Origin of the sequence: Pseudomonas sp. 5P_3.1_Bac2 (genome assembly GCF_025465995.1) — a bacterium.
In the GTDB taxonomy this organism is placed as follows: domain Bacteria; phylum Pseudomonadota; class Gammaproteobacteria; order Pseudomonadales; family Pseudomonadaceae; genus Aquipseudomonas.
In genome coordinates this window covers 467,018-490,103 of sequence record NZ_JANLNY010000004.1, presented here as the reverse complement: position 1 = coordinate 490,103, position 23,086 = coordinate 467,018, and the positions used below count along the sequence as shown (strand labels likewise).

At 59.9% G+C, this 23,086-nt stretch carries 23 protein-coding genes; 12 read left to right on the top strand and 11 right to left on the bottom strand.

Features of this window, described 5'->3' with window-relative positions; all coding sequences use genetic code 11:
• The first annotated feature begins 91 nt into the window (after positions 1-91).
• Positions 92-1,543, top strand: coding sequence for a methyl-accepting chemotaxis protein (locus tag NTD81_RS03645; protein ID WP_410017110.1), 1,452 nt, complete (start codon positions 92-94; stop codon positions 1,541-1,543).
• 38 nt (positions 1,544-1,581) lie between these two features.
• On the opposite strand, the gene NTD81_RS03640 is transcribed toward NTD81_RS03645, so the two are convergent.
• The 4 genes from NTD81_RS03640 to aroC all read right to left on the bottom strand — a co-directional run bounded on the left by NTD81_RS03640 (position 1,582) and on the right by aroC (position 4,774).
• Positions 1,582-1,773 (bottom strand): PLDc N-terminal domain-containing protein, encoded by a 192-nt coding sequence (locus tag NTD81_RS03640; RefSeq protein ID WP_262179509.1) that lies wholly within the window; start codon positions 1,771-1,773, stop codon positions 1,582-1,584.
• Positions 1,774-1,860: 87 nt separating this feature from the next.
• Positions 1,861-2,409: an acireductone dioxygenase gene (locus tag NTD81_RS03635; RefSeq protein ID WP_262179508.1), complete on the bottom strand. Its 549-nt coding sequence runs from the start codon at positions 2,407-2,409 to the stop codon at positions 1,861-1,863.
• Positions 2,410-2,462: 53 nt separating this feature from the next.
• Positions 2,463-3,617 (bottom strand): MFS transporter, encoded by a 1,155-nt coding sequence (locus NTD81_RS03630; RefSeq protein WP_262179506.1) that lies wholly within the window; start codon positions 3,615-3,617, stop codon positions 2,463-2,465.
• Positions 3,618-3,682: 65 nt separating this feature from the next.
• On the bottom strand, positions 3,683-4,774 hold the full coding sequence (gene aroC, locus NTD81_RS03625) for a chorismate synthase (protein ID WP_262179504.1): 1,092 nt from the start codon (positions 4,772-4,774) through the stop codon (positions 3,683-3,685).
• Between the two features lie 163 nt (positions 4,775-4,937).
• On the opposite strand from aroC, the gene NTD81_RS03620 reads away from it, so the two are divergent.
• Positions 4,938-5,939, top strand: coding sequence for an alpha/beta hydrolase (locus tag NTD81_RS03620; protein ID WP_262179502.1), 1,002 nt, complete (start codon positions 4,938-4,940; stop codon positions 5,937-5,939).
• 67 nt (positions 5,940-6,006) lie between these two features.
• Positions 6,007-6,789 carry a hypothetical protein gene (locus NTD81_RS03615; protein ID WP_262179501.1) on the top strand — a complete coding sequence of 261 codons (783 nt, stop codon included), beginning with the start codon at positions 6,007-6,009 and terminating at the stop codon, positions 6,787-6,789.
• 13 nt (positions 6,790-6,802) lie between these two features.
• On the opposite strand, the gene NTD81_RS03610 is transcribed toward NTD81_RS03615, so the two are convergent.
• Positions 6,803-7,411 (bottom strand): TetR/AcrR family transcriptional regulator, encoded by a 609-nt coding sequence (locus NTD81_RS03610; protein ID WP_262179843.1) that lies wholly within the window; start codon positions 7,409-7,411, stop codon positions 6,803-6,805.
• A gap of 155 nt (positions 7,412-7,566) precedes the next feature.
• Here NTD81_RS03610 and NTD81_RS03605 point away from each other — a divergent pair, with 155 nt between their 5' ends.
• On the top strand, positions 7,567-9,018 hold the full coding sequence (locus NTD81_RS03605; RefSeq protein ID WP_262179499.1) for an MFS transporter: 1,452 nt from the start codon (positions 7,567-7,569) through the stop codon (positions 9,016-9,018).
• A 48-nt stretch (positions 9,019-9,066) separates the two neighbouring features.
• Here NTD81_RS03605 and NTD81_RS03600 read toward each other — a convergent pair whose 3' ends face one another.
• Positions 9,067-9,636, bottom strand: a complete 570-nt coding sequence (locus tag NTD81_RS03600) for a GNAT family N-acetyltransferase (RefSeq protein ID WP_262179497.1) — start codon at positions 9,634-9,636, stop codon at positions 9,067-9,069.
• A 607-nt stretch (positions 9,637-10,243) separates the two neighbouring features.
• On the opposite strand from NTD81_RS03600, the gene NTD81_RS03595 reads away from it, so the two are divergent.
• Positions 10,244-13,720: a NahK/ErcS family hybrid sensor histidine kinase/response regulator gene (locus NTD81_RS03595; protein ID WP_262179495.1), complete on the top strand. Its 3,477-nt coding sequence runs from the start codon at positions 10,244-10,246 to the stop codon at positions 13,718-13,720.
• Here the strand turns inward: NTD81_RS03595 and prmB are convergent, their stop codons facing one another.
• Positions 13,721-14,611, bottom strand: a complete 891-nt coding sequence (gene prmB / locus NTD81_RS03590) for a 50S ribosomal protein L3 N(5)-glutamine methyltransferase (RefSeq protein ID WP_262179841.1) — start codon at positions 14,609-14,611, stop codon at positions 13,721-13,723.
• A 259-nt stretch (positions 14,612-14,870) separates the two neighbouring features.
• Between prmB and NTD81_RS03585 the strand changes: the two genes are divergently transcribed.
• The 5 genes from NTD81_RS03585 (at position 14,871) to NTD81_RS03565 (ending at position 19,105) form a co-directional block, all read left to right on the top strand.
• The gene (locus tag NTD81_RS03585) at positions 14,871-15,467 is read left to right on the top strand and encodes a cysteine hydrolase family protein (RefSeq protein ID WP_262179493.1); all 597 of its coding nucleotides are present in this window, start codon (positions 14,871-14,873) and stop codon (positions 15,465-15,467) included.
• A 101-nt stretch (positions 15,468-15,568) separates the two neighbouring features.
• Positions 15,569-15,889, top strand: coding sequence for a hypothetical protein (locus tag NTD81_RS03580; protein WP_262179492.1), 321 nt, complete (start codon positions 15,569-15,571; stop codon positions 15,887-15,889).
• A gap of 78 nt (positions 15,890-15,967) precedes the next feature.
• Positions 15,968-16,525, top strand: a complete 558-nt coding sequence (locus NTD81_RS03575; RefSeq protein WP_262179490.1) for a Smr/MutS family protein — start codon at positions 15,968-15,970, stop codon at positions 16,523-16,525.
• An 85-nt stretch (positions 16,526-16,610) separates the two neighbouring features.
• A complete protein-coding gene (folE, locus tag NTD81_RS03570) occupies positions 16,611-17,159 on the top strand; it encodes a GTP cyclohydrolase I FolE (RefSeq protein WP_262179488.1) in 549 nt (182 codons plus the stop codon).
• Positions 17,160-17,497: 338 nt separating this feature from the next.
• Positions 17,498-19,105, top strand: coding sequence for a malate:quinone oxidoreductase (locus NTD81_RS03565; RefSeq protein ID WP_262179486.1), 1,608 nt, complete (start codon positions 17,498-17,500; stop codon positions 19,103-19,105).
• 55 nt (positions 19,106-19,160) lie between these two features.
• Here NTD81_RS03565 and NTD81_RS03560 read toward each other — a convergent pair whose 3' ends face one another.
• Positions 19,161-19,400 (bottom strand): DUF3820 family protein, encoded by a 240-nt coding sequence (locus NTD81_RS03560; protein WP_262179484.1) that lies wholly within the window; start codon positions 19,398-19,400, stop codon positions 19,161-19,163.
• Between the two features lie 146 nt (positions 19,401-19,546).
• Here NTD81_RS03560 and NTD81_RS03555 point away from each other — a divergent pair, with 146 nt between their 5' ends.
• Positions 19,547-19,918, top strand: a complete 372-nt coding sequence (locus NTD81_RS03555) for a glutaredoxin family protein (RefSeq protein ID WP_262179483.1) — start codon at positions 19,547-19,549, stop codon at positions 19,916-19,918.
• 40 nt (positions 19,919-19,958) lie between these two features.
• Here NTD81_RS03555 and NTD81_RS03550 read toward each other — a convergent pair whose 3' ends face one another.
• Entirely contained in the window at positions 19,959-20,423 is a 465-nt protein-coding gene (locus NTD81_RS03550) for a cupredoxin family protein (protein ID WP_262179481.1), read from the bottom strand.
• A gap of 57 nt (positions 20,424-20,480) precedes the next feature.
• Positions 20,481-20,843: a hypothetical protein gene (locus NTD81_RS03545; RefSeq protein ID WP_262179479.1), complete on the bottom strand. Its 363-nt coding sequence runs from the start codon at positions 20,841-20,843 to the stop codon at positions 20,481-20,483.
• Positions 20,844-20,958: 115 nt separating this feature from the next.
• Here NTD81_RS03545 and NTD81_RS03540 point away from each other — a divergent pair, with 115 nt between their 5' ends.
• Entirely contained in the window at positions 20,959-21,360 is a 402-nt protein-coding gene (locus NTD81_RS03540) for a hypothetical protein (protein ID WP_262179477.1), read from the top strand.
• 58 nt (positions 21,361-21,418) lie between these two features.
• On the opposite strand, the gene NTD81_RS03535 is transcribed toward NTD81_RS03540, so the two are convergent.
• Positions 21,419-22,891 (bottom strand): inorganic phosphate transporter, encoded by a 1,473-nt coding sequence (locus NTD81_RS03535; protein ID WP_262179475.1) that lies wholly within the window; start codon positions 22,889-22,891, stop codon positions 21,419-21,421.
• Positions 22,892-23,086: the final 195 nt, after the last annotated feature.

Sequence of the window (23,086 nt, the reverse complement as noted above, 5' to 3'; positions counted from 1 at the left end):
CATAGCCTTTTGCCATAGCACCTCGCTCTTTGCTAAGTTGCCGCACGGCACCGCAACGTGCCCTTAGCCGATACATCCACAACAACAATAAATGGGGGTGCCTATGCACCAGGGATTTCTCGGACGCTTTTTGCCCCGCGACTTAACCACGCCAAGCGCTGTGATGATGGCGCGCACCGTCGCCTTTAGTGCCTTGTGCAGCATCGTGGTGGGCTTGTACAGCTGCATCAAATGGGGCCGTTTGGGCCACGAAGGACTGGTCTACGGCGCCTTGCTGCAGGTGCTCGGCATGCCCGTAGTGCTGTGGCTGCTGCGCAGCGCCGTATTGCCCCTGGCGGTGGCGGCCAATCTGTCCATGGCGATTTTCTCCGGCTACGCGATGCTGCTGATCTATCACTTGGGCGGCCTGCATTCGGCGCATATCTACTGGCCGGCGTGCATCATCGTGATCGCCTACCTGCTCGCCGGCGCGCGCAGTGCCATGCTCTGGAGCTTGGTGCAATTGCTCTTTGTGTTCTGGCTGATTCGCTTGGAGCGCAGTGGCGCCGCACTGCCGGTACTGGAGCTGAGCCCGCGGGATGCGGTGGTCAATACCTACTCCGGCTATCTGCTGCCAATCCTTACGGTGTGGTTGGCGCAGTGGTTTAACGCGCGCTTGCGCCAACAAGCGTTGACCGATGGCGAGCTCGCCTTGGCGCAATCCCACGAGTTTGGCCAGCGCGCCGCCCGTGATCAGCAGCAGTTGGCCGGCATCATCGCAGAGGTGCGCAGCTCGGCCAGCGATTTGCTGCAGATGGCCAGCCATCTGCAGCACACCCTGAGCACCATCCGCCAACGCTGCCAGAGCATCGACAGCGAGGTGCAGCAGCAGGCCGATGCCATGCAGCAGTTGGATGGCGCCGTGCATGAGGTGCTTAGCAGCCTCTCCCACAACACCGAGCAAATGCAGCAGCTCAGCCACGACACTCAGCACAGCAGTGCGCAAGTCAGCGGCTGCGCCCAACGCATGCGCGCCGCCCAATCGAGCATGGGGGAGATTCAGCAGAGTAACCAACGCATTGCTGAGTCGATGCAAATGATCAGCGCCATCGCCCAGCAAACCAACTTGCTTGCCCTCAATGCGGCGATTGAAGCGGCGCGCGCCGGCGAGCATGGCCGTGGCTTTGCAGTGGTGGCGGATGAGGTGAGGAACCTGTCGCAGCGCAGTAACTCGACGGCGGACACGGTGCAAAACGTACTCAGTCAGTCGCAGCAGATTATCGACACTGGCGCCGAGCAGGTCAGCGATGTCAGCTTGGCGTTAAGCAGTAATACCGAACTCACCGCCACCTTAGCCGCAGCGATCTTGCAACACAGCCAGGCTCTGACCCACGCCCACCGGCAACTGGCGCAGGTGCGCGACAACAGCGCCGCGCAGCGTGATGCCAGCCAACGGCAGCGCGAAGCCAGCGCCGAGTTGCTGCAATCGCAAGAGTCTTTGGTGCAGTTAGGTGAGCAACTGGAGCAGCTCTCGCACCAGTTGCATCGGCGGGTCGCCAGTTAAGCTAAACCGGCAGCCACCGCCGCGCGGTGGTTGCCGACTCAGCTCTTAAGGCTGCCACGCGGGCCGAACAAGACCCAGATGATCAGGCCGAGCACCGGCAGAATCACGATCAAGACAATCCACACCAGCTTGACTCCCAAGCTGGCGCTGCTCTTGATCACGCTCAGAATGGCCCAGATATCCAGAGCCAGAATTACCAAGCCCAGCAGGCCGCCAAATTTCGAACTCATAGTCATCACTCCTGTGTGCGGATTTGTTGAGCATAGACCTCACCCGGCACTTGGCGACTTTTAGCGGCAGGCGGCGACTGGCCCGCCTTAGTAATCGTCAAACGCGGCGGCAGTGGCTGCCAAATCCTGCTCGTGCAGGCTGAAAACCCCAGGCTCGGCGCTGGCAAACAGGCGCGCTACGGCGTAGCGCGGATGCTCGCCACCATCAAACCAATGCCCCACGCCAGCCGGAATACGCAACGCATCGCCCTTCTGGCACAGCAGGCCATACACATATTCGCCCACATGTACCGCCAGCAGGCCGCGGCCGGCTAAGCAGTAGTACAGCACGTCGCTGCTGGTGCTCTGCTCACGGCGCAGGTCTTTGCCCAGCTGGCTGCCCTCCCCACGCTCATCGAGCAGGCTCAGCACATCGGCGCTAAGCAGGTTGTGCTCGCTTTGCAGTGACTTAAGTTCAGCGGCGCTTTGCTTTAGCACTTCAGCCGCTGGCGTGCCGGCGGTCACTGGGGTTTGTACCGCCTGCTGAGTGAATTGCAGGCCTACCGCTGCCAGGGTGCTGACGATGTCCTCAACGTGGGTCAGGGACTTATTGGGTAGATCCAAGGTGTGCTGATGGTAAACGCTCAGGCTGGTCATGGTGGCAACTCTCACACTTTCAATAAGGGCCAATTATGGTTGGAATTCACGGCTTATGGCCGCTCATCCTTCAGGTAGCGGGCGATAATCAACGCCGCTGCGACGGCAATCGCACTGGCGCTGGCAAAGGTCCAAGCCGCGCCTACGGCATGCCAAATGTAGCCGGAATATAACGCCCCCAAGGCGCCGCCAACCCCGGCCAAGGCGGCATACAACGCCTGGCCCTGGCCTTGCTGATTGGCAGCAAAACTGCGCTGCACGAAATGTATGGCGGTGGCATGGAAGCAACCGAAGGTGGCCGCGTGCAGGGTCTGGGCAAACAGCAACACGGGCCAGTGCCCGGCCAAATTACCCAGCAACAGCCAACGCACCGCAGTCAGGGCGAAACTCCAAAGCAGCACACTGCGCACTGAGTAACGTGCCAACAGTTTGGCCATCAGCATAAAGATGCCGATCTCGGCCAGCACGCCTAGGGCCCAGAGCAAGCCGATCACGCCACGGGCGTAACCGAGGGACTCCAGATGCAGGCTGAAAAAGGTGTAGTAAGGACCGTTGCTCAACTGCATCAACGCCACACACAGGAAAAAGGCCAATAGCCCTGGGTGCTGCAACTGCTGGAGAAAACTACCCTGCGCGGCCAGGTGAGTTCGCTGTTGCGGCTGCGCGTTGGGCACCCAGAAGCTGCTCAACACGATGCCCGTCATGATCGTCACCAAAGCCCAAGGATAGGCATCCAAACTCAGCCACTCGTAGACCTTGCCCACGCCCACCACCGCGACGATAAAACCAATGCTGCCCCACAGACGAATCTGGCTGTAACGGGTGGCTTGCTCCTTAAGATGGGCGAAGGTGATCACCTCAAACTGCGGCAGCACCGCATGCCAGAAGAACGCGTGCAAAGCCATGATCAGCGCCAGCCAGGCGTAGGTTTGGCTGATGAAGATGCCGGCAAAGCTCAGCAGCGTACACAAGGCGCCGACGCGCACGATCAGCAGGCGCTGGCCCGTGCGATCGCCCAGCCAGCCCCAGATATTCGGCGCCACGCAGCGCATCAGCATGGGAATAGCGACCAGCTCACCGATGCGCGCCGCGGAAAATCCCAGGTGATCGAAATACAGCGAGAGAAACGGCGCGGTGCCGCCAAGCAAGGCGAAGTAGCAGAAGTAGAAACCTGACAGGCGCCAATAGGGCAAGCTGGAATCGTTCACTCAGGGTGACTCAGGCAGGGGCAAGAGGCGCGTCGGCCACCGTAGCAGCCGACTCAGCGCCGGGATTAAAGCTGCGGCAACACCGGGGTGCTGACGCGCACGTCGGCGTTCTGGCCGCGATGACGCAGCAGATGATCGAGCAGCACAATGGCCATCATCGCTTCGGCAATTGGCGTGGCGCGGATGCCCACACACGGGTCGTGGCGGCCCTTGGTGATCAGCTCCAGCGGCTCGCCGTGGATGTCAATCGAGCGCCCCGGTGTGGTGATGCTGGAGGTCGGCTTGAGCGCCAGATGAGCCACAATCGGCTGACCGCTGGAGATGCCGCCCAAAATGCCGCCGGCGTTATTCGACAGGAAACCTTCTGGGGTCAACTCATCGCGGTGCTCGGTGCCGCGCTGGGCGACAGAGGCGAAACCGGCGCCAATTTCCACCCCTTTGACCGCGTTGATGCTCATCAGCGCATGGGCCAGCTCGGCGTCCAAACGGTCGAAAATCGGCTCACCCAAACCGGGCTTCACGCCTTCGGCCACTACCGTGATCTTCGCCCCGACCGAATCCTGATCGCGCCGCAGTTGGTCCATATAGGCTTCCAGCTCCGGCACTTTGTCGGCATCCGGGCAGAAGAAGGCGTTTTGCTCGACGCTGTCCCAGCTCTTGAACGGAATCTCGATGGGGCCCAACTGGCTCATATAGCCGCGCACAGTAATGCCCTGAGTGGCCAGGTACTTCTTGGCGATAGCACCGGCCGCCACGCGCATAGCGGTTTCCCGCGCCGAGCTGCGGCCACCGCCACGGTAGTCGCGCACGCCGTACTTGTGGTGATAGGTGTAATCGGCGTGGGCTGGGCGGAAGGAGTCCTTGATCGCCGAGTAGTCCTTGGACTTCTGATCGGTGTTGCGGATCAGCAAGCCAATCGCACAGCCGGTGGTTTTGCCTTCAAACACGCCGCTGAGGATCTCGACCTCGTCCGCCTCTTGGCGCTGCGTGGTGTGGCGGCTGGTGCCAGGCTTACGGCGATCGAGGTCGCGCTGTAAGTCTTGTAGACTCAACTCAAGCCCCGGCGGGCAGCCATCGACAATGGCGACCAGCGCCGGCCCGTGGCTCTCGCCTGCGGTGGTGACAGTGAACAGCTTGCCGTAGGTATTGCCGGACATGTGCAAAACGCTCCGCGAAAATCAGCCCCGAGGCCGCGTTACAGCACGCGACATCTCACGTAAGGAAAGCCAGCGAGTATACCTGCGGTGCCTGTACAGTTCATCCTCGAACCTTAACCGGCGAGAAACGTCCAAGCCACTCACCTCTACTGCGTAGCCCACCATGTTGCGAGCCCTGATAGTGACCCTAGCGTTAAGCAGCTCCTTTGCCGCTGCCGCCACACCTGTTAAAGCGCCGGCCGTGGCCATATCCAGCAGCAGCCAACAACTGCCCATGCGCCTGCAAACCGCTGACGGCACGCTGTTTGGCACCCTGCTCAAACCCAATACCCCCGGCCCGCAAACGGTCGCCCTGCTGATTGCCGGCTCCGGCCCCACCGATCGTGACGGCAATAACCCCGAAGGCGGCCACAACGACAGCCTCAAACGTCTGGCCCTGAGCTTGGCCAAACAAGGCATCGCCAGCTTGCGCTACGACAAACGCGGCATCGCCGCCAGCCGCGCCGTCACCCCGGATGAGCGCGACCTCACAGTCGAGCACTATGTCGATGATGCCGTGGCCTGGGCCCAGCAACTGAAAGCTGACCCGGCATTTAACCGTCTGGTGTTGGTCGGTCATAGCGAAGGCGCCCTGATCGCCAGCCTCGCGGCGAGTCGCGCCAAGGCCGACGCGTTGGTATCGATTGCCGGCAGCTACCGGCCAATCGATCAGCTGCTGCGCGATCAACTGGCCGCGCGCCTGCCGCCGCCCCTGGTGCAACAGAGCAATCGCCTGCTTGATCAGCTCAAAGCCGGGCATACCAGCGATGACGTGCCGCAAGAGCTGCAAGTGCTGTTTCGTCCCAGCGTACAGCCCTACCTGATCTCCTTGCTCAGACAAGATCCCGGGCAAGCCTTCGCTCAGTTGAAAATCCCGGCGTTAATCGTGCAAGGCACCCACGATATCCAAGTCAGCCTGGCGGACGCCCATGCCCTGCAAGAGGCCAAGCCCGATGCCGAAGTGCTGATCGTACCCGGCATGAACCACGTGCTGCGCATCGTCCCGCTGGATTACCACGCACAACTGGCCAGCTATAACAACCCGAAACTGCCCTTAGCCGGCGGCCTGGCCGACTATATTGGCTTGTTCATATTACAATCTGGCAATATGCCATCCTCCAGTTAGGCAATTTGCGGTCGATATACGCAGAAACCACGCTTCATTTGTCTTTGCGTCGCAACAGGATTGCTTTATGACCGACAACACCGCCCCCGCTCCAGAGGAAGAGGTGCAGCCTGAGGATCAGCCCCATCCCTGGGCTGATCTGCCGCCGGAACATTTCCGGCTGCTGCGCCTGGCGGCCTTGCAGACCGATCGCCACACCGGCGCGCGGCCACTGCGCTTTATCCAACTCGGTCGAGTTGAACGCCACGACAAACGCGAAAGTCTGCTGCGCCTGAGCCTGCAACTGCCTGGCCAGCAAGTGCACAAAGAGAAGAACGTGCTCGAAGTCTGGGCCAACCACATCCAACGCAAAGTGTATTTCGGCCCTGAAGACGGCCTGCGCGTAGAGCCTGCCAACCGCGGCCTGGGCCGTTTTCTGCTGGCCCAAGGCGCAGACTGGGCGCGCCAGCACTACTCCCACTACCTAGTGGCCAGCGTGGCGCTGCACAGCAAAGATGCGCCCAGCGATGAAGACCGCGCCCGCCGCGACCATTGCCTAAAAGCCCAGGGCTTTAGCATTGAGTTCAGCGATCAGCTGCAAATGAAAGCAGTGTGCACAGCCGCGCGAGTGAGCGCCCTGCACAGCGACTGGAACAGCGAGAAAGTACAAATCCTCAGCCTGCTCGATACCGCCAGCATGCTCCAGCAGGCGGATCAGAACCTGCGTGAGCAGGAAGTCAAAGTGCGTAAGCTGGAGGAACAAGTCGATCGCTACAAACGCGAAGACGGCGGCCTGCGCTTCACCATCACCTGCCTGTTGCTGTTCTGCGTATTCCAAGCCGCCCTGCTGATCTGGATGGCAACGCGCTAAGCCGCCACTTCGGTTACTGGCTTCTGGCGACCATTGCCAAAATGACCTGCTCCAGCTCCGTCGCCGCCTGTTCGGCCGAGATCTCCCCCGCAGTGGCTGCCAACGCCACTGCATCAGCCGCACCGAGCATGGCCCACATAGGCGCAAGTCCGATTTCCTTGCCTCCTAAAAATGGCTGTAACAGCCGCTGACATTTATCGATAAAGACCTGCTGATACTGGCGCTTAACGACGGCCAGTTGTCTTGAACCACTGAGTGCAGCCAACACCTCGGGAATCTCTCGACACTGGGTTAGCACGCAGTCCACATAGCTGCTGGCAATCACCCGCGCCTTGGCTTCTAGGTCTGGCGCGCTGGCGGCAATGGCAGCGTCCATAAGCGCGGTTTGACGCAGATCGAAATCTTCATAAAGCGCAGCCAACAACCCCTCCCGAGTCACGAAGTGGTTGTAGACAACCGGCTTGGTGACGCCAGCCTCCTCGGCCAGCCGCCCCAACGTCAGGGCATCGGTGCCTTCTGCACGAATCAGTTGCCAGGCCACCTGCAGCAGCTGGCTTTGCCGCTCGGCACGGGGCAAGCGGCGACGCGCGGACTTTTCATTCGTTGAGCTGGTGGTTGACATCACTATATACCAAAAGTAACTTACTAAAAGTAACTTAACCGATTCTAGTCGCTCACCCTCGCGCATACAAGCCGCCCCGTCTCTCCTCCTATCCGCGCTTGAAAGGGTGGCGCTTAGAACAGCACAACGGCGCATTTCTCAAGATGAGGTTCAGGATGAACACCAAACTCAGCAGCAACACCAGGTTAGGGCTACTCACTGTACTGGCCTTAGTTTTATTAGTCGCCATGGATGGTTCAGTGCTGTATCTGGCCATGCCAAGCATCACTTGCGCCCTGCATCCCAGTGCCACGCAAACCCTGTGGATTCTCGACAGCTATGGTTTTGTCGTCGGCGCGCTGCTGATTGCTTTCGGCAACATTGGCGATCGCTATGGCCGCCTCAAATTGATCATGTTTGGCGCGTTGATCTTCGGCTTAGGCTCGCTGGGCGTCGCGCTCAGCAGCAGCGCACAGAGCATGATCCTGTTTCGCCTGCTTATGGGTATAGGCGGTGCAACCTTATTACCCTCCGGCCTGGCCCTGGTCAGCGCGCTGTTTCCCGATCCACGTCAGCGTGCTCAAGCCATCGGGGTGTTCGCGGCAACCTTCGCCAGCGGCTTTGCCATCGGCCCGATTATTGGTGGCTTACTGCTGGAGCACTTTGCCTGGGGCGTGGTGTTTCTGATCAATGTTCCAGTGGTGCTGCTATTTCTAGTGACAGCCCCCGTCTTGCTGCGCGATGTGCGTTCTGAATCAACGGGTCCTATCGACTGGCTCAGTGTGCTGGGCTCATTGGCTGCCATTGTGCTACTGAGCTACGCCATCAAAACGACTGCCTTGAATGGCTTCAACCTACCTCAACTCGCTGCCACAGCCTTGGGCCTAGCGGCAATGGCAGGCTTTTTAGTGAGACAAACACGACTCCAGTTTGCCCTGATTGACCTCAGCCTGTTCAAAGACCCCACCTTTGCACTCGCTATTGCCACAGGTCTTGTGTCGTTGCTGGTATGGGCAGCCATGGGCTATCTCAGCGGTATATACCTGCAAACTGTTTTGGGCTTCTCGGTTGTGGCATCAGCGTGGATAACCGTACCGGGGGCCTTGGCCCTGATTGTGACGTGCCTCAGTTGCAGCCGCCTAGTCGAACGCATTGGCCGTAAACGCGCCTTAATCATCACGCACTTGCTGATTGGCTTTGGCACGCTCTTGCTGCTCACCACCGATATTCATCGCGGGGCTGCCGTACTGGTGGCTTCAGCCGTGGTGGCCGGCATCGGTTATGGCTTGTCGTTTAGTTTGGTGGCAGAAGTTGCAATCAGCGCAGTACCGGCACAACGGGCAGGCGCCGCGGCAGCCATTGCAGAAACCAGCAATGAGCTAGGCAATGCCCTGGGCATTACCCTATTGGGGTCGTTAGCAGCGTGGAGTTTTAAGCGTAATGGCCCTGGGCTTGCCGACAGCCTAGGGCAGACCCTAGCTCACCCGCTTAGCAACGCCCAGACCCTACTGCAAGCACAGCAGGCCTATGTATCAGGCCTGCATCTGGCCGCAGGTGTAGGGGCGTTACTCGCATTAAGCCTGGCGTTGCTGATGTGGCGCTGCCTGCCAGAGCAAACGCCGCAATAGCCATGGAACAAGCCATGGGCTCTCAGCAATCAGCTGCGCTAAAGATACTTAACGGTTAAACCCCGCCTCCAGCTGCTGTTTAACCAAGGGCCATTCGGTGTCGGTGATGCTGTACATCACCGTGTCGTCCAGACGGCCGTCGGCCAAGCGGCGGTGGTTGCGCAGCAGGCCTTCGCGTTGGGCGCCGAGTTTTTCGATGGCGCGTTGCGAGCGCAGGTTGCTGGCCGCGGTTTTCAGCTGCACGCGCACCATGCTCCAGCTCTCAAAGGCATGTTTGAGCATCAGGTACTTGATTACGCTGTTCAGACCACTGCCGTGCTGGGCCTGATCGAGCCAGGTCCAACCGATTTCAGCGGCAGGCAGACTGTTGTTGAAGTCGGCGAAGCGGCTGGTGCCGACTAACTCATCGCCAACGCGGATGGTGAAGACAATCGCTTGCCCCTCGCGCTGTTGCAATAAGGCTTCGCGGTACCAGTCCAAGCGCTGGGTACCGTTCATGTAGACCAACTCTTGGCGGTTGGCTTCAGCCAGGGTGACCAGCGCCGGAATATCCGCATCAGCCAAAGGCTCGATACGCAGAGCGCCGCGCTGCAAGGTCACCAGTTGCGGTTTAAACATTGTTCATACACCTCAGGCACGTGCCGGTTGCGAAGTATCGTCTAACCGCCATTAAGGCAATGGGCCATCTTGAGCGCTAAAGTGCACTTTCCCGCGCAATTATGGAATGGCACATTAGTGCAGTTGCGCTCCCTTGGATCGAATTGATACGGCTGCGGTTCCCGAATTACTTGCCTGCCTGCTAATTAATCCGGCGCGGCTGATGGTGCGGCTGTGATTGGCTTCACCTGGCCTATGGGCCTTAGCCAAATAGCAGGAACGATAAGCGCTGGCAGCAGCTGGCTGACTCTAATTGCGTTTGGCCACGGCACCAGCTTTAGCGAGCGCCCGGCACGGCTGGCAGGCGTTTATGGCGGCATCAGCGTCACCTGCGGTTATCTGCCGCTGTAGATCCTGATCAGCCTGGCGCTGCCAGCGGTATAGCCTGAAAGTGTTAACTCCTTGGGTAACGCTGAAGAAGCCGGGCTACGTGACAAATAAGCGCATACGACCTTGGTCGGCCTGACCCGCAAGGGCCTAACTGCCACACTTTGCCTACTTGATAGACTAAGCTCGGCAGGAGCGCTCACCGGCTCTGCTGCTTGCCCCTTTCCAGGTTGGAGAATGCATGACCCTGTCCAGCGGGCTGATTGCCGTTGTCGCCCTGATTTACATGGCCATCCTGTTCGTCATCGCCTTCTATGGCGACCGGCGCGCCAAGCCCATGCCGCCCAAGGTACGCGCGTGGGTGTACAGCCTGTCGCTCGCGGTGTACTGCACCAGCTGGACCTTCTTCGGCGCGGTCGGCCAGGCCACCGAACAACTGTGGTCATTTCTGCCGATTTATCTGGGCCCCATCCTGATTCTGCTATTTGCGCCGTGGGTACTGCGCAAGATGGTGATGATCAGCAAGCAAGAAAACATCACCTCGATTGCCGACTTTATCGCCGCGCGCTATGGCAAATCTCAGACCCTGGCCGTGGTGGTGGCGCTGGTCTGTTTAGTCGGCGTGTTGCCCTATATCGCCTTGCAGCTCAAGGGCATCGTGCTCGGCGTTAATCTGCTGATTGGCGAAGGCGGCAGCAGCATCACCAGCAGCGCCCAAGACACGGCCCTGATCGTGTCACTGATCCTGGCGCTGTTCACCATCTTGTTCGGTACGCGCAACCTCGATGTCACCGAGCACCACCGTGGCATGGTGCTGGCGATTGCCTTTGAGTCGCTGGTTAAGCTGCTGGCTTTCTTGGCGGTCGGCACCTTCGTGACTTACGGCCTGTTTAACGGCTTCGGCGATCTGTACAGCCAAGCGCGGGCCAATCCGGAACTGGAAAGTTTCTGGAATGAAAGCATCAACTGGCCGGCGATGATGATGCAAACCGGCCTGGCCATGATCGCCATCGTCTGCTTGCCCAGGCAGTTCCACGTGGCCGTGGTGGAGAACATCGAGCCTAATGATTTGCGCCTGGCGCGCTGGGTATTCCCGGCGTATCTGCTGCTGGCTGCGCTGTTTGTGGTGCCGATTGCCTTGGCCGGGCAGATGGTCCTGCCCTGGGATGTCAGCCCCGACTCCTTCGTGATCAGCCTCCCCTTGGCCGAAGCCCATCCAGCGCTGGCCTTGCTGGCTTTTATCGGCGGCGCTTCGGCGGCCACCGGCATGGTGATTGTGGCCTCAGTGGCGCTGTCGACCATGATCTCCAACGACATGCTGCTGCCCTGGCTGCTGCGCAAGCAGACCACTGAGCGACCATTCGAGGCGTTCCGCCACTGGATGCTCAGCGCCCGCCGGATCAGCATCCTGATGATCCTGCTGTTGGCCTATGTGTGTTACCGCCTGCTCGGCTCCAACGCCAGCCTGGCCACCATCGGCCAAGTATCCTTTGCCGCCATCGGCCAACTGGCGCCAGCCATGTTTGGTGCGCTGGTGTGGAAGCAAGCGAACCGCCGTGGGGTGTTTGCCGGGCTGTTGATCGGCGCGCTGATCTGGCTCTATACCCTGGTGATTCCACTGGTCGCGCGCAGCCTGGGCTGGCCGCTGAACGCCCTGCCCGGTTTGGAAACCCTGCTCTACGGTCCGATCGGCATCCATGTCGACCCACTGACCCGTGGCGTGGTGTTGTCGCTGGCCGGCAACTTCCTGCTGTTCGCCTGGGTCTCGTACTTTTCCCGCACCCGCGTCACCGAACACTGGCAGGCCGGGCGGTTTATCGGCCATGACCTTGGCAGCCGGGCGAGCAACCGCAGCCTGCTGGCCGTGCAGCTCAGCGACTTGCTGCTGTTGGCCGGGCGCTTTGTGGGTGAAGAGCGTGCCCTGAGCAGCTTTAGCCGCTTTGCCCTGCACCAAGGCAAAACCTACGACCCCAGCCAGCCGGCCACCAGTGAGTGGATCGCCCACACTGAGCGCCTGCTCGCTGGCGTCTTGGGTGCCTCCTCCACCCGCGCGGTGGTTAAAGCCGCCATTGAAGGCCGCGATATGCACGTCGAGGATGTGGTGCGCATCGTCGACGAAGCCTCCGAGGTGCTGCAATTCAACCGCGCCCTGCTGCAAGGAGCGATTGAAAACATCACCCAGGGCATCAGCGTGGTCGACCAGTCCCTGCGTCTGGTGGCGTGGAACCACCGTTATATCGAGCTGTTCAACTACCCCGATGGCCTGATTTACGTAGGCCGGCCCATCGCCGACATCATCCGCTTTAACGCTGAGCGCGGTCTTTTAGGCGGCGGCGATATCGATGCCCACGTCAACAAGCGCCTTTACTGGATGCGCCAAGGCACCGCGCACACCTCCGAGCGCCTGTTCCCCAATGGCCGGGTGATTGAGCTGATTGGCAACCCCATGCCCGGCGGCGGCTTTGTGATGAGCTTCACCGACATCACCGAATTCCGCGAAGCCGAACGCGGCCTTAAAGAAGCCAATGAGAGCTTGGAACAGCGCGTACTGGAGCGCACCCAAGAACTGTCGCAACTCAACCAGGCCCTGATCGACGCCAAAGCCGTGGCGGAATCGGCCAACCAGTCGAAGACCCGCTTTTTGGCTGCGGTCAGCCATGACCTGATGCAGCCCCTGAATGCCGCCCGCCTGTTCTCAGCGGCGCTGTCCCATCAGGAGCAGGCCCTGCCCGACGAAGCCCGTGAGCTGGTCCGTCACCTCGACAGCTCGCTGCGTTCGGCCGAAGACCTGATCAGTGACCTGCTCGACATCTCGCGTTTGGAAAACGGCCGCATCACTCCAGAGCGCCGTGGCTTTGCCCTCAATAGCCTGTTCGACACCTTGGGTGCGGAGTTTAAAGTGCTGGCCGCCGAGCACGGCGTGGACTTCCGCGTGCGCAGCAGCCGCCTGATGATCGACAGCGACAGCAAACTGCTGCGCCGGGTGCTGCAAAATTTCCTCACCAATGCCCTGCGCTATGGCAAAGGCCCGGTGCTGCTGGGCGTACGCCGCACCGGGCAAAACCTGCGCTTAGAGGTCTGGGATCGCGGCCCCGGCATTGCCGAGGACAAACGCAAGGTGATCTTCGAGGAATTTAAGCGCCTGGACAGCCACCAAACCCGCGCCGAAAAAGGCTTAGGCCTCGGTTTGGCGATTGCCGACGGCCTGTGCCGAGTACTCGGCCACCCGCTTGAAGTGCGCTCCTGGCCCGGCCACGGCAGCGTATTTAGCGTCAGCGTACCCTTGGCCCGCCAGGCTGCGTTGGTGCTGCCAAGCGTGACGGGCGAGGCAAACGGCCAAGCCCTGGCCGGCACCCAAGTGCTGTGCATCGATAACGAGGCAAGCATTCTCACCGGCATGCGCAGCCTGCTGTCACGCTGGGGCTGCCAAGTGTGGACGGCGCGTAATCGCGAGGAATGTGAGCAACTGCTACAAGGCAACGCCCTGCCGCAACTGGCACTGGTGGATTATCACTTGGATGACGGCGAAACCGGCACCGAGCTGATGGCCTGGCTACGCACCCGCCTCGACTGCCCGCTACCGGGCGTGGTGATCAGCGCTGACGGCCGCCCGGAGCTGATCGCTCAGGTGCATGCCGCTGGCCTCGACTTCCTGCCCAAGCCGGTCAAACCAGCGGCCCTGCGCGCACTGCTGAGCCGCCATTTGCAGCTGCGTTAATCAGCCATTCAGGCGCTGTTTAAACAGCGCCTGATGCTCACGGCAAAGCTTAGCCGGCAGCAGGAACACGCCGTGACCGCCACGCTCGAACTCCAGCCAAGTGAAGTCCACTTCAGGGTACAGCGCCTCGACATGCACCTGACTATTGCCCACTTCAACGATCAGCACGCCACGCTCATTGAGGTGATCCGCCGCCTCAGCCAGCATCCGCCGTACTAAGTCCAAACCGTCTTCACCGCAGGCTAAGCCCATCTCGGGCTCGTGCTGGTATTCGGCTGGCATGTCGGCGAAATCTTCGGCATCCACATACGGCGGGTTGGACACGATCAGATCAAAACGCTGCCCCGGCAACTCGGCAAACCCATCGCCCTGCACGGTATACACGCGCTCGCCCAGCTCATGGCGTTCGATATTTTGGTTAGCCACTTCCAGCGCATCAAACGACAGATCCGCCAACACCACCTCGGCCTCGGGGAACTCATAAGCACAGGCAATGCCGATGCAACCCGAACCGGTGCACAGGTCCAAAATCCGCGCGGGCTCATCCGCCAGCCACGGAGCGAAGTGCTGATCAATCAGCTCAGCAATCGGCGAACGCGGCACCAACACGCGCTCATCGACAATAAACGGCAAGTTACAAAACCATGCTTCACCGAGCAAATAGGCGGTCGGCACGCGCTGCTCAATGCGCTGACGCAGCAGGTCACGGAGCATGGCATGCTCGTCGTCTTCTAAGCGGCAATCGAGGTAGCTATCAGCGATGGCAAACGGCAGATGCAAGGCGCCAAGCACCAGCTGCCGGGCCTCATCCCAAGCGTTATCAGTGCCGTGACCGAAGAACAGTTGTTCTTGATGGAAGCGGCTTACCGCCCAGCGAATGTAATCGCGCATAGTGCGCAGGCGAGTTTGAATGGGTGTAGCTTCGCTCACGACAGCTCTCCGCAGGGGTAAATGGGCCCATTCTAGCCTATTGCAGTGGTCAACAAGCTAAGTACGCACGTACACCTATGCCATCTCCAGCTGTCGGTTGCACGGCCCAGCCCATGGCCTTAAGCCTGTTAGATTGGCAAAGTTGCCGTGCTGAGGTTCCCAGCAGCGTCCTAGAGCGCCACAATAGAACCATCGTCCATGCCAGATTGGAGTTCCTGCCATGTCCACCCCACAAACCATGTTCGCCCTTACCGGCCGCACCCACGCGGCGGCCAGTCTGGGCAACGCCACCTTATTGGTGATCGACGCTCAGGAGGAGTACCGCAGTGGCGTGTTGAAACTGCCTGGCCTGGATGCCGCAGTGAGCGAGATCGCCAAACTGCTGGCCACTGCCCGTGAACGCGGCACCCCGATCGTGCACATCAAACACCTGGGCATTCCCGACGGTCTACTCGACCCCCGTGGCCCACGGGGTAAACACCTGCCTGAAGTGGCGCCGCTGCCCGGTGAGCGAATCCTCGAGAAGCGCCTGCCTAACGCCTTTAGCGGCACCGAGCTGCATGAGCATTTGCAGAGTCTGGGCAACCTAGACTTGATCATCTGCGGCTTTATGACCCACTCCAGCATCAGCTCCACCGTGCGCGCCACCAAGGATTATGGCTACCGCTGCACCGTGGTCGACGCCGCCTGTGCCACTCGCGACCTGCCGACCATGGACGGCCAGGTGATCAGCGCGGCAGACATGCACCGCACGCAAATGATTGCCCTCGCCGATAACTTCGCCGTGGTCGTACCTAACGCCAGCGCCTTGCGCTAAACCTTCAGGTGTGGACCCAGGGCCAGCGGCACCTGGGTCGCCAAGGTTGAACCACCACCAGCGGCGCCGGTCATACCGCGGACACCCTTAAGGAAATCGGGATGAAGTTATCCGATGGTTTTGACGCCCGCCGCCTGCGCCCACGAGGTCGCCGGACTTGGTTGGGCTTACTCGGCGCAGTGTTCGCCGCCCTCTTGGTAATCCTCGGCGTGGTGCTTGCCGCAGCCGGGATAATTTCGATCATCAGCCAGCCCAGCAGCCTCGCCAGCCTCAATCAATCCCCCATCGCTGCCGCGCTGGCGGTGCTCGGCGGCTTGCTGCTAAGCAGCGCTGGCGTGCTGCTCTGGCGCAGCTTGCGCCGCCGTCTGCGGCGTAACAGTGACCTGAGCATGGCCCCCCATCTAATGAAAAAACGCGACTGAAGCGCGCCACAGGCAGCGCGCTGACCACCACCAAGCGCTTTCGCTTCGTTTACACTAGCGGCCTTGGTGGAGGCCCCAATGCAAGACGACGATTTTTCCCTATTTAAAGCCGAGCTGCGCGGCGTTAAGCCGATCAAACACGACCGCGCCGACACCGGCAAACCGAAACCCAACCGCGCGCAATTGGCGACGTTGCGCCAAGCCGCCACCGCGCGGGTGGAGTCGGTCAAGGTCGATGGCCTGTCCGATCAGTTCGTCATCGACGTCGGCGCCGAAGACCCGCTGTACTGGGCTGCCAATGGTGTGCAAGAAGGCCAGATGCGCAAGCTCAAGCTGGGCCAGATCAGCTTTGAGGGCAGCATCGACCTGCACGGCATGAGCGTGGAAAAAGCCCGCGACATCCTCTGGGAGTTTATTGCCGAAGCCAACAAGCTGGAGATCCGCTGCGTGCGCGTGACCCACGGCAAAGCGGCGCGCAAAGACGGCCGCGCGCCCATGCTGAAAAGCCACGTCAACACTTGGCTACGTCAGCATCCACAAGTTTTGGGCTTTACCTCATGCCTGGCCAAACACGGCGGCACCGGGGCGATTTACCTGATGCTAAAGCGCACCATGATGGATGGTCGCGACGAATAAACACGCCGGCAGACGAGACGCGACACTTGCCTGTCACCGATTTGCGCCCTAACCTGCGCCCTTTGAAAGACCAACGAGATTGTCCATGTCCCTGGAACAGAACTACACCGCGATCCTCGGCCAACTTGGCGAGGATGTATCCCGCGAAGGCCTCCTCGATACCCCTAAGCGCGCGGCGAAGGCCATGCAGTACCTGTGCCGCGGTTATTCGCAGACGCTGGAAGAGGTCACCAACGGTGCCCTGTTCAGCTCTGATAACAGCGAAATGGTGCTGGTAAAAAACATCGAGCTGTATTCGTTGTGCGAACACCACTTGCTGCCATTCATCGGCAAAGCCCACGTGGCTTATATCCCGAGCGGCAAAGTGTTAGGTCTGTCCAAGGTGGCGCGCATCGTCGACATGTACGCGCGGCGCCTGCAAATCCAGGAAAACCTCAGCCGCCAGATCGCCGAGGCGATCCAGCAAGTGACTGGCGCCTTAGGCGTGGCCGTGGTCATCGAAGCGCAGCACATGTGCATGATGATGCGCGGCGTGGAAAAGCAGAACTCGTCCATGGTGACTTCGGTGATGCTCGGTGAATTCCGTGAAAACGCCGCCACCCGCAGCGAGTTCCTGAGTTTGATCAACGCCTAAACTCTGCCTTCTAAAAAACCGGCTCAGGCCGGTTTTTTTGCTTTTAGCCCGGCGAATATTCGCCGCCAGTAGCTGCCCCGACGCCGGTAACTGGCGAAAACTCGCCACAACTTACCCGCCCCCTTCCCTGCTTATCCAGCCCTAAGCCTAAGCCGCTGGCCTCAGACTGGCTCTGGCACGCTTTGTGCGATGTCTGCGGCCCGCCGCGCACCTTAAGCCCCCTGCATCTGCCAGGTAGAGCGTGACTGCCTGCTCAAACCGGCAAGCCCACCAGCAAAGCGCTGCGACTCTTCTAAACTGAGCACTGCGCTCTCGCTTCACCAAAGGAATGGTTACTTATGAAAAAACTCTTGCTGACCTTACTCTGCGTTAGCGTCGTGGGCTGCTCTAAAGCACCCGAGGCGCAACGTGAAGTGGATGTATTGCTGATCGGCGGCGGCATCATGAGCGCCACCCTCGGCACCTACCTTAACGAACTGGAACCGACCTGGAAGATCGACGCCTACGAGCGCCTCGACCATGTCGCCAGTGAAAGCTCTAACCCGTGGAACAACGCCGGCACCGGTCACTCGGCCTACGCCGAACTGAACTACACCCCGGAAGTCGCCGATGGCAGCATCGACATCAGCAAAGCCGTGGCGATCAACGAATCCTTCGAGATATCCAAACAGTTCTGGGCCTATCAGATCGAGCAGAAAGTTCTGAATAACCCCAAATCCTTTATCAATAACGCGCCGCACATGAGCTTCGTCTGGGGTGACGACAACGTTGCCTTCCTCAAGAAGCGCCATGCCGCGCTGCAAGCCAGCACCCTGTTCCGTGGCATGGAGTACTCCGAAGATCCGGCGCAGATCAAACAGTGGGTGCCATTGATCATGCAGGGCCGCGCGCCTGAGCAGAAAATCGCGGCGACCCGGGTGAGCATCGGCACCGACGTCAACTTCGGCGAAATCACCCAGCAACTGTTCAACTCCCTGAGCCAGAAGCCTGAGTTCAAGCTGCACCTCAAACAAGAAGTGCGCGATATCAAACGCAACTCCGACGGTACTTGGCAGGTGGTCGTGGCCGATCTGGCCAATGGCGAGAAACTCAGCTCGGTAAATGCCAAGTTCGTGTTTATCGGCGCCGGCGGTGCAGCGCTGAAACTGCTGCAACTCTCCAACATCCCAGAGGCTGACGGCTATGCCGGTTTCCCGGTGGGCGGCTCGTTCCTGACCACCAGCAACCCGCAAATCGTCGCCCAGCACCAGGCCAAGGTGTATGGCAAAGCCTCGGTGGGCTCGCCACCGATGTCGGTACCGCACCTGGACACCCGGGTTATCGATGGTAAGAAGGTGCTGCTGTTCGGACCTTTCGCCACATTCTCCACCAAGTTCCTGAAAAACGGCTCGCACCTCGATATGTTCGCAGCCATGACCAGCCATAACCTGAGCCCGATGCTCAGCGCCGGCCTGGATAACATGGACCTCAGCACCTACCTGATCGGTCAGTTGATGCTCAGCGACAACGACCGTCTGGCCGCGCTACGCGAGTACTTCCCAGAGGCCAAAGCCGAAGACTGGCAGCTGATTCAAGCCGGTCAGCGCGTGCAGGTGATCAAGAAGGACGCCAAGCTAGGTGGCGTACTGCAGTTTGGCACTGAAGTGGTCAGCGCCGCCGATGGCAGCATCGCCGCCCTGCTCGGCGCCTCGCCAGGCGCCTCGACCGCCGCGCCAATCATGCTCAGCCTGCTGGAAAAGACCTTCAAGGATAAGGTGAAGAGCCCAGAGTGGCAGGCCAAGCTGAAAACTATCGTGCCGACCTACGGGCAGAAACTGGACGGCAATCTGGCCCTGACCAACAGCACTCGCGCCTGGAGCAGCGAGCGCTTGGAGCTGCCGTTTGTCGAAGTGCAGCCACTGCCCGGCGAAGCCGCAGCTGAACCCGTCAGTCAAACGGGCGAGTAACCCGCCAATAAAAAACCGGCCTAGGGCCGGTTTTTTATTGCTTGTGTGGGGCCGCTTAAGGCCGATCCTTGAAGCTTTGCCGGGGCTTGCTGCGCAGTGGATCGAGCAAGCCGGATAAGCCGTTGTGATCGATCTCCTGCATCAGCGCCAACAAACGTCCGATCTCCCCCTTGGGAAAGCCTTCGCGGGCAAACCAGTTCAGGTAGTTGCCGGGCAGATCGGCGAGCAGGCGACCTTGGTATTTGCCAAAGGGCATCTCGCGGGTCACCAGCAGGAGTAAATCTTCGGGTTTCATCACTTCTCGACCTTGGCCAACCGCATCAGCGCCGCATTATGCCCGCTGCGCCGCCCAGCAACCACTGACGGTGCTCCCCCTGCCACCGCCTGGCCAAGTGGGTTAAGCTGCGCGCCCTGTTCGATTCACCCAAGGTTGTTCCCTGCATGATTATCACCGCCCTTCGCCAAGGCCTCGGCCAACTGATTATTTTCATCGACTGGGTGACCCGCCCGGCTAAGCTCAAGCGCAGCCCTGAGGCCCAAACAGCCGTGGCGCAAAGCGCAAAAAACCTGAGCCTGTATCAATTCCGTGGCTGCCCGTTTTGCGTCAAAACCCGCCGTAACCTGCACCGTTTAAATGTGCCTGTGGCCCTGCGCGACGCGAAAAACGACGCGCAAGCTCGCCAAGAATTGGAACAACAAGGCGGCAAGATACAAGTGCCGTGCCTGCGAATCGAAGAAGAAGGCCAGGTGCGCTGGATGTATGAGTCCAAGGCCATCATTGCCTATCTTGAGCAGCGCTTCGCCAACGCCTAAACGCGGCAAACGGGGCCATTGCGGCCCCGTCATAGCGTCCTTAAGGCGCTAGCACCTCAACCTGACCGCGCATTCCCGCCTGGAAGTGCCCCGCCAGTAAGCAGGCAAAGTCCACCTTGCCGGCCCGATTAAAGGTCCAGACCAACTCAGCCGTGCTGCCGGGCTCCACGCTCTGCATGGCCGCGTCGGTATGTTGCATGCCCGGCATGGAGGCCATCATTGCCGCGTGCTCTGCAAGCTCCTGCGCGCTACCCAAGACAAACTCATGGACCAACTGGCCCTGGTTGCTCAAGACAAAACGTATGGTTTCGCCCTGCTTGACCTGAATCTGCTCAGGACTAAAACGCATGTTGTCGTTCAGCGTCACAGCGATGCTGCGATCGACCGTCGCTTGCTGTGGCGCGGTCGGGGCATGATGGCCGGCGTGCTCATCCATGCTGGCTTGGGCGACAGCGTATGGCAGCAGGCTCAATAACAGGGCCAGGCCCAAGGTAGATGTACGCATCAGGGTATTCCTCACTCAATCGGTAGAGAGCCGCAGCGCTGCGGCACATTTGCAGGCTTAACCAAGCAGTGAGGACTTCGGTGGCTTATCCGGCACTTCCGCATGCCGATTGCTATGGGCTTGGGCCAGCGCTGCCAGCTGCGGCGCCTTAAACCCGGCGCCGAGCCTGCCAGTACTAGCCGGCATGCCCCCAAACGCGGGGCACAGCACACAGAAGCCGCAGTGATTGAGCTGGGCCTTAGCCGGACCTTGACTGACGCAGTGCTGGGCAGCGCTGGCCGCGCCATGCTGCTGAGCCAGTGCATCCTGATGCGAGTGCTGCACGGCCGCGCCTTCACTCGGGCAATGGCCGCTCTCCAGCGCAAGCACTGCTTGCACCGGTAAGGCGAACATCAACCAAAGGATCAGCAAAAAACGCATGGGGGCTAGATTCAATTAGGTGTCAGGCAATTATCCATTGTTGCCAGCGCTTGTCCATCCGACCAGCGCTGGACTGACTACCGCAGCGCCACTGAGCTGGCTATGATCGACAGCCATGAACCAGCCCTTAGCCATGCGCCAACCCTGCCCACCTGGTACCTGCGATTGCGGGCGCGAGGCGTTGCTGGAAGATCCTGCCGGCGATCAGCGCATCTTGCGCCTGACCCGTCACGAAGAACGCCGCTTGCTTGAGCGCCTGGAAAACCTCGACAGCCTGGAGCAGCTTGAGCACTTGCAGCGGCGCATGTTCGAGCAACTGGGCATTCACCTGACAGTCGTCCCAGGTCATAACGAAGTGCGCAGCATGCGCGGCCTGGCCATCGAGATGGCGGCGCAACCCGGGCTGTGCCGCAAAACCCGCCAGGCGCTGCCCAGCGCCATCCGCCGCGGCTTGGAAAAATGCCCAGAAATCGCCTACCGCCTGCTCGACGCCCACGACCTGTTACGCGACGCCTAAACGACAACGCCCATGCAAGAGCATGGGCGTTGTGCATGACGCTAAAGCAGCAAAGGCCTTAGTAGAACAGGAAGCTCACCGACAGGTACAAGCCCGCCGCCAAGGCCATCGAGGCCGGCAAGGTCAACGCCCAAGCCACCAAGATGGTGCGCACAGTACCGGCCTGCAAACCGCTACGGTTTGCCACCATGGTCCCGGCCACACCAGAGGACAATACGTGGGTGGTGGAAACCGGCAGGCTGAACACGTTGGCCATACCAATGGCCACTGCCGCCGTCACCTGGGCACTCATACCCTGGGCATAGGTCATACCGCCACGACCAATCTTCTCGCCGACCGTGCGAACCACACGCCGCCAGCCCACCATGGTGCCTAAGCCCAAAGCCAGCGCCACAGCGATAACCACCCAAAACGGTACGTATTCAGTGGTTTCGGTCAAGTCTTTGCGCAGTTTGTCCAAGTCGTGTTTTTCGCTAGCAGGCAGCACATCGAGCTTGCCGACCTTGCGCGCAGCATCGTCGAGGCACAGCAGATAACGACGCATGTCGATACGGTCAGAGTCTTTGAGCTGGGAGTAATCACGCACCCCGTCCAACAGCTTGATCAGGGACGCCAAAGTCGCTTCGGTTTGCTCAGGATCGCAACGGAACACTTTCGGCAGCTCAGTGCGCTGCGGTTTGCCCAAGGCCAGGTACTCGCTCAGGGACGCCGAGTTACGCTGATAGAAGTCCCCCAGGTGCACGGCAGCATCACGCGTACGGGAGATCTCATAGCTGGTGCTGTTGAGGTTGAGGGCAAACTGCGCCGGCACGATACCGATCAGCACCAACATGATCAGACCAATCCCCTTCTGACCATCGTTAGAGCCGTGCACAAAGCTTACTGCCATGGCCGAAGAAACCAGGACTAAACGGTTCCAGAAAGGTGGATGCTTCTTGCCTTTAACCTCAATGCGCTCCTCTGGCGAGCTGTGCATGGTCGACAACGGCTTCCACACTTTAAGCAGCAAGAGAATCAGGCCTGCCACCACAAAACCTGCGAGCGGCGACAGCAGCAGCGACATGCCAATGTCAGTAGCTTTTTGCCAGTTAACGCCCTCAGCAACGGTAATGTCCGTCAACACTGCGTTAGCCAAGCCAACGCCTAGGATCGAACCGATAAGGGTGTGGGAACTCGAAGCCGGGATACCGAAGTACCAAGTACCGAGGTTCCACATAATGGCAGCCGCTAGTAACGAAAACACCATCACCAAGCCTTGGCCGGTGTCGACATTAATCAGCAGCTCTACAGGCAGCAAATGGACAATGGCGTAGGCCACACCCACGCCACCTAATAGCACCCCAAGGAAGTTGAACACTCCAGAGGAGAACACCGCCAGATTGGGGGTCATGGCCTTGGTGTAAATAACGGTAGCCACAGCATTGGCCGTATCGTGAAAGCCATTGATAAATTCGAACGCCAGGACGAAGGTCACAGCGACCACCAAACTAACGATCAGCCATGCATCAAGGCCGGAAAATAAGGCGAGCATTCAATAGCACTCTGGAATTGCGGGCGCGCATTGTCACAAAACACGCCCTAAAAAGCAGCAACTTGACTTTGGATAGTTGCATTCCATTGATCGGTTAAGCCCTACAAAGCCGCTCTAACTGGGACTTTCGGAATTTTGTAGGAAAATCAATTACCAACAATATGCAAACATATAGCGACTTTTAACCACACGATT

Bases quoted from the DNA above. Each gene is read 5' to 3' on its own strand.
- NTD81_RS03580 (WP_262179492.1), top strand. From the start codon at position 15,569: ATGAAGTTATCCGATGGTTTTGACGCCCGCCGCCTGCGCCCACGAGGT.
- folE (WP_262179488.1), top strand. From the start codon at position 16,611: ATGTCCCTGGAACAGAACTACACCGCGATCCTCGGCCAACTTGGCGAG.
- NTD81_RS03545 (WP_262179479.1), bottom strand. From the start codon at position 20,843: ATGCGTTTTTTGCTGATCCTTTGGTTGATGTTCGCCTTACCGGTGCAA.
- NTD81_RS03635 (WP_262179508.1), bottom strand. From the start codon at position 2,409: ATGACCAGCCTGAGCGTTTACCATCAGCACACCTTGGATCTACCCAAT.
- NTD81_RS03575 (WP_262179490.1), top strand. From the start codon at position 15,968: ATGCAAGACGACGATTTTTCCCTATTTAAAGCCGAGCTGCGCGGCGTT.
- NTD81_RS03610 (WP_262179843.1), bottom strand. From the start codon at position 7,411: ATGTCAACCACCAGCTCAACGAATGAAAAGTCCGCGCGTCGCCGCTTG.
- NTD81_RS03645 (WP_410017110.1), top strand. From the start codon at position 92: ATGGGGGTGCCTATGCACCAGGGATTTCTCGGACGCTTTTTGCCCCGC.
- NTD81_RS03585 (WP_262179493.1), top strand. From the start codon at position 14,871: ATGTCCACCCCACAAACCATGTTCGCCCTTACCGGCCGCACCCACGCG.
- NTD81_RS03595 (WP_262179495.1), top strand. From the start codon at position 10,244: ATGACCCTGTCCAGCGGGCTGATTGCCGTTGTCGCCCTGATTTACATG.
- NTD81_RS03535 (WP_262179475.1), bottom strand. From the start codon at position 22,891: ATGCTCGCCTTATTTTCCGGCCTTGATGCATGGCTGATCGTTAGTTTG.
- NTD81_RS03600 (WP_262179497.1), bottom strand. From the start codon at position 9,636: ATGTTTAAACCGCAACTGGTGACCTTGCAGCGCGGCGCTCTGCGTATC.
- NTD81_RS03620 (WP_262179502.1), top strand. From the start codon at position 4,938: ATGTTGCGAGCCCTGATAGTGACCCTAGCGTTAAGCAGCTCCTTTGCC.
- NTD81_RS03640 (WP_262179509.1), bottom strand. From the start codon at position 1,773: ATGAGTTCGAAATTTGGCGGCCTGCTGGGCTTGGTAATTCTGGCTCTG.
- NTD81_RS03555 (WP_262179483.1), top strand. From the start codon at position 19,547: ATGATTATCACCGCCCTTCGCCAAGGCCTCGGCCAACTGATTATTTTC.
- NTD81_RS03565 (WP_262179486.1), top strand. From the start codon at position 17,498: ATGAAAAAACTCTTGCTGACCTTACTCTGCGTTAGCGTCGTGGGCTGC.
- aroC (WP_262179504.1), bottom strand. From the start codon at position 4,774: ATGTCCGGCAATACCTACGGCAAGCTGTTCACTGTCACCACCGCAGGC.
- NTD81_RS03540 (WP_262179477.1), top strand. From the start codon at position 20,959: ATGAACCAGCCCTTAGCCATGCGCCAACCCTGCCCACCTGGTACCTGC.
- NTD81_RS03605 (WP_262179499.1), top strand. From the start codon at position 7,567: ATGAACACCAAACTCAGCAGCAACACCAGGTTAGGGCTACTCACTGTA.
- NTD81_RS03550 (WP_262179481.1), bottom strand. From the start codon at position 20,423: ATGCGTACATCTACCTTGGGCCTGGCCCTGTTATTGAGCCTGCTGCCA.
- NTD81_RS03560 (WP_262179484.1), bottom strand. From the start codon at position 19,400: ATGAAACCCGAAGATTTACTCCTGCTGGTGACCCGCGAGATGCCCTTT.
- NTD81_RS03615 (WP_262179501.1), top strand. From the start codon at position 6,007: ATGACCGACAACACCGCCCCCGCTCCAGAGGAAGAGGTGCAGCCTGAG.
- prmB (WP_262179841.1), bottom strand. From the start codon at position 14,611: ATGCGCGATTACATTCGCTGGGCGGTAAGCCGCTTCCATCAAGAACAA.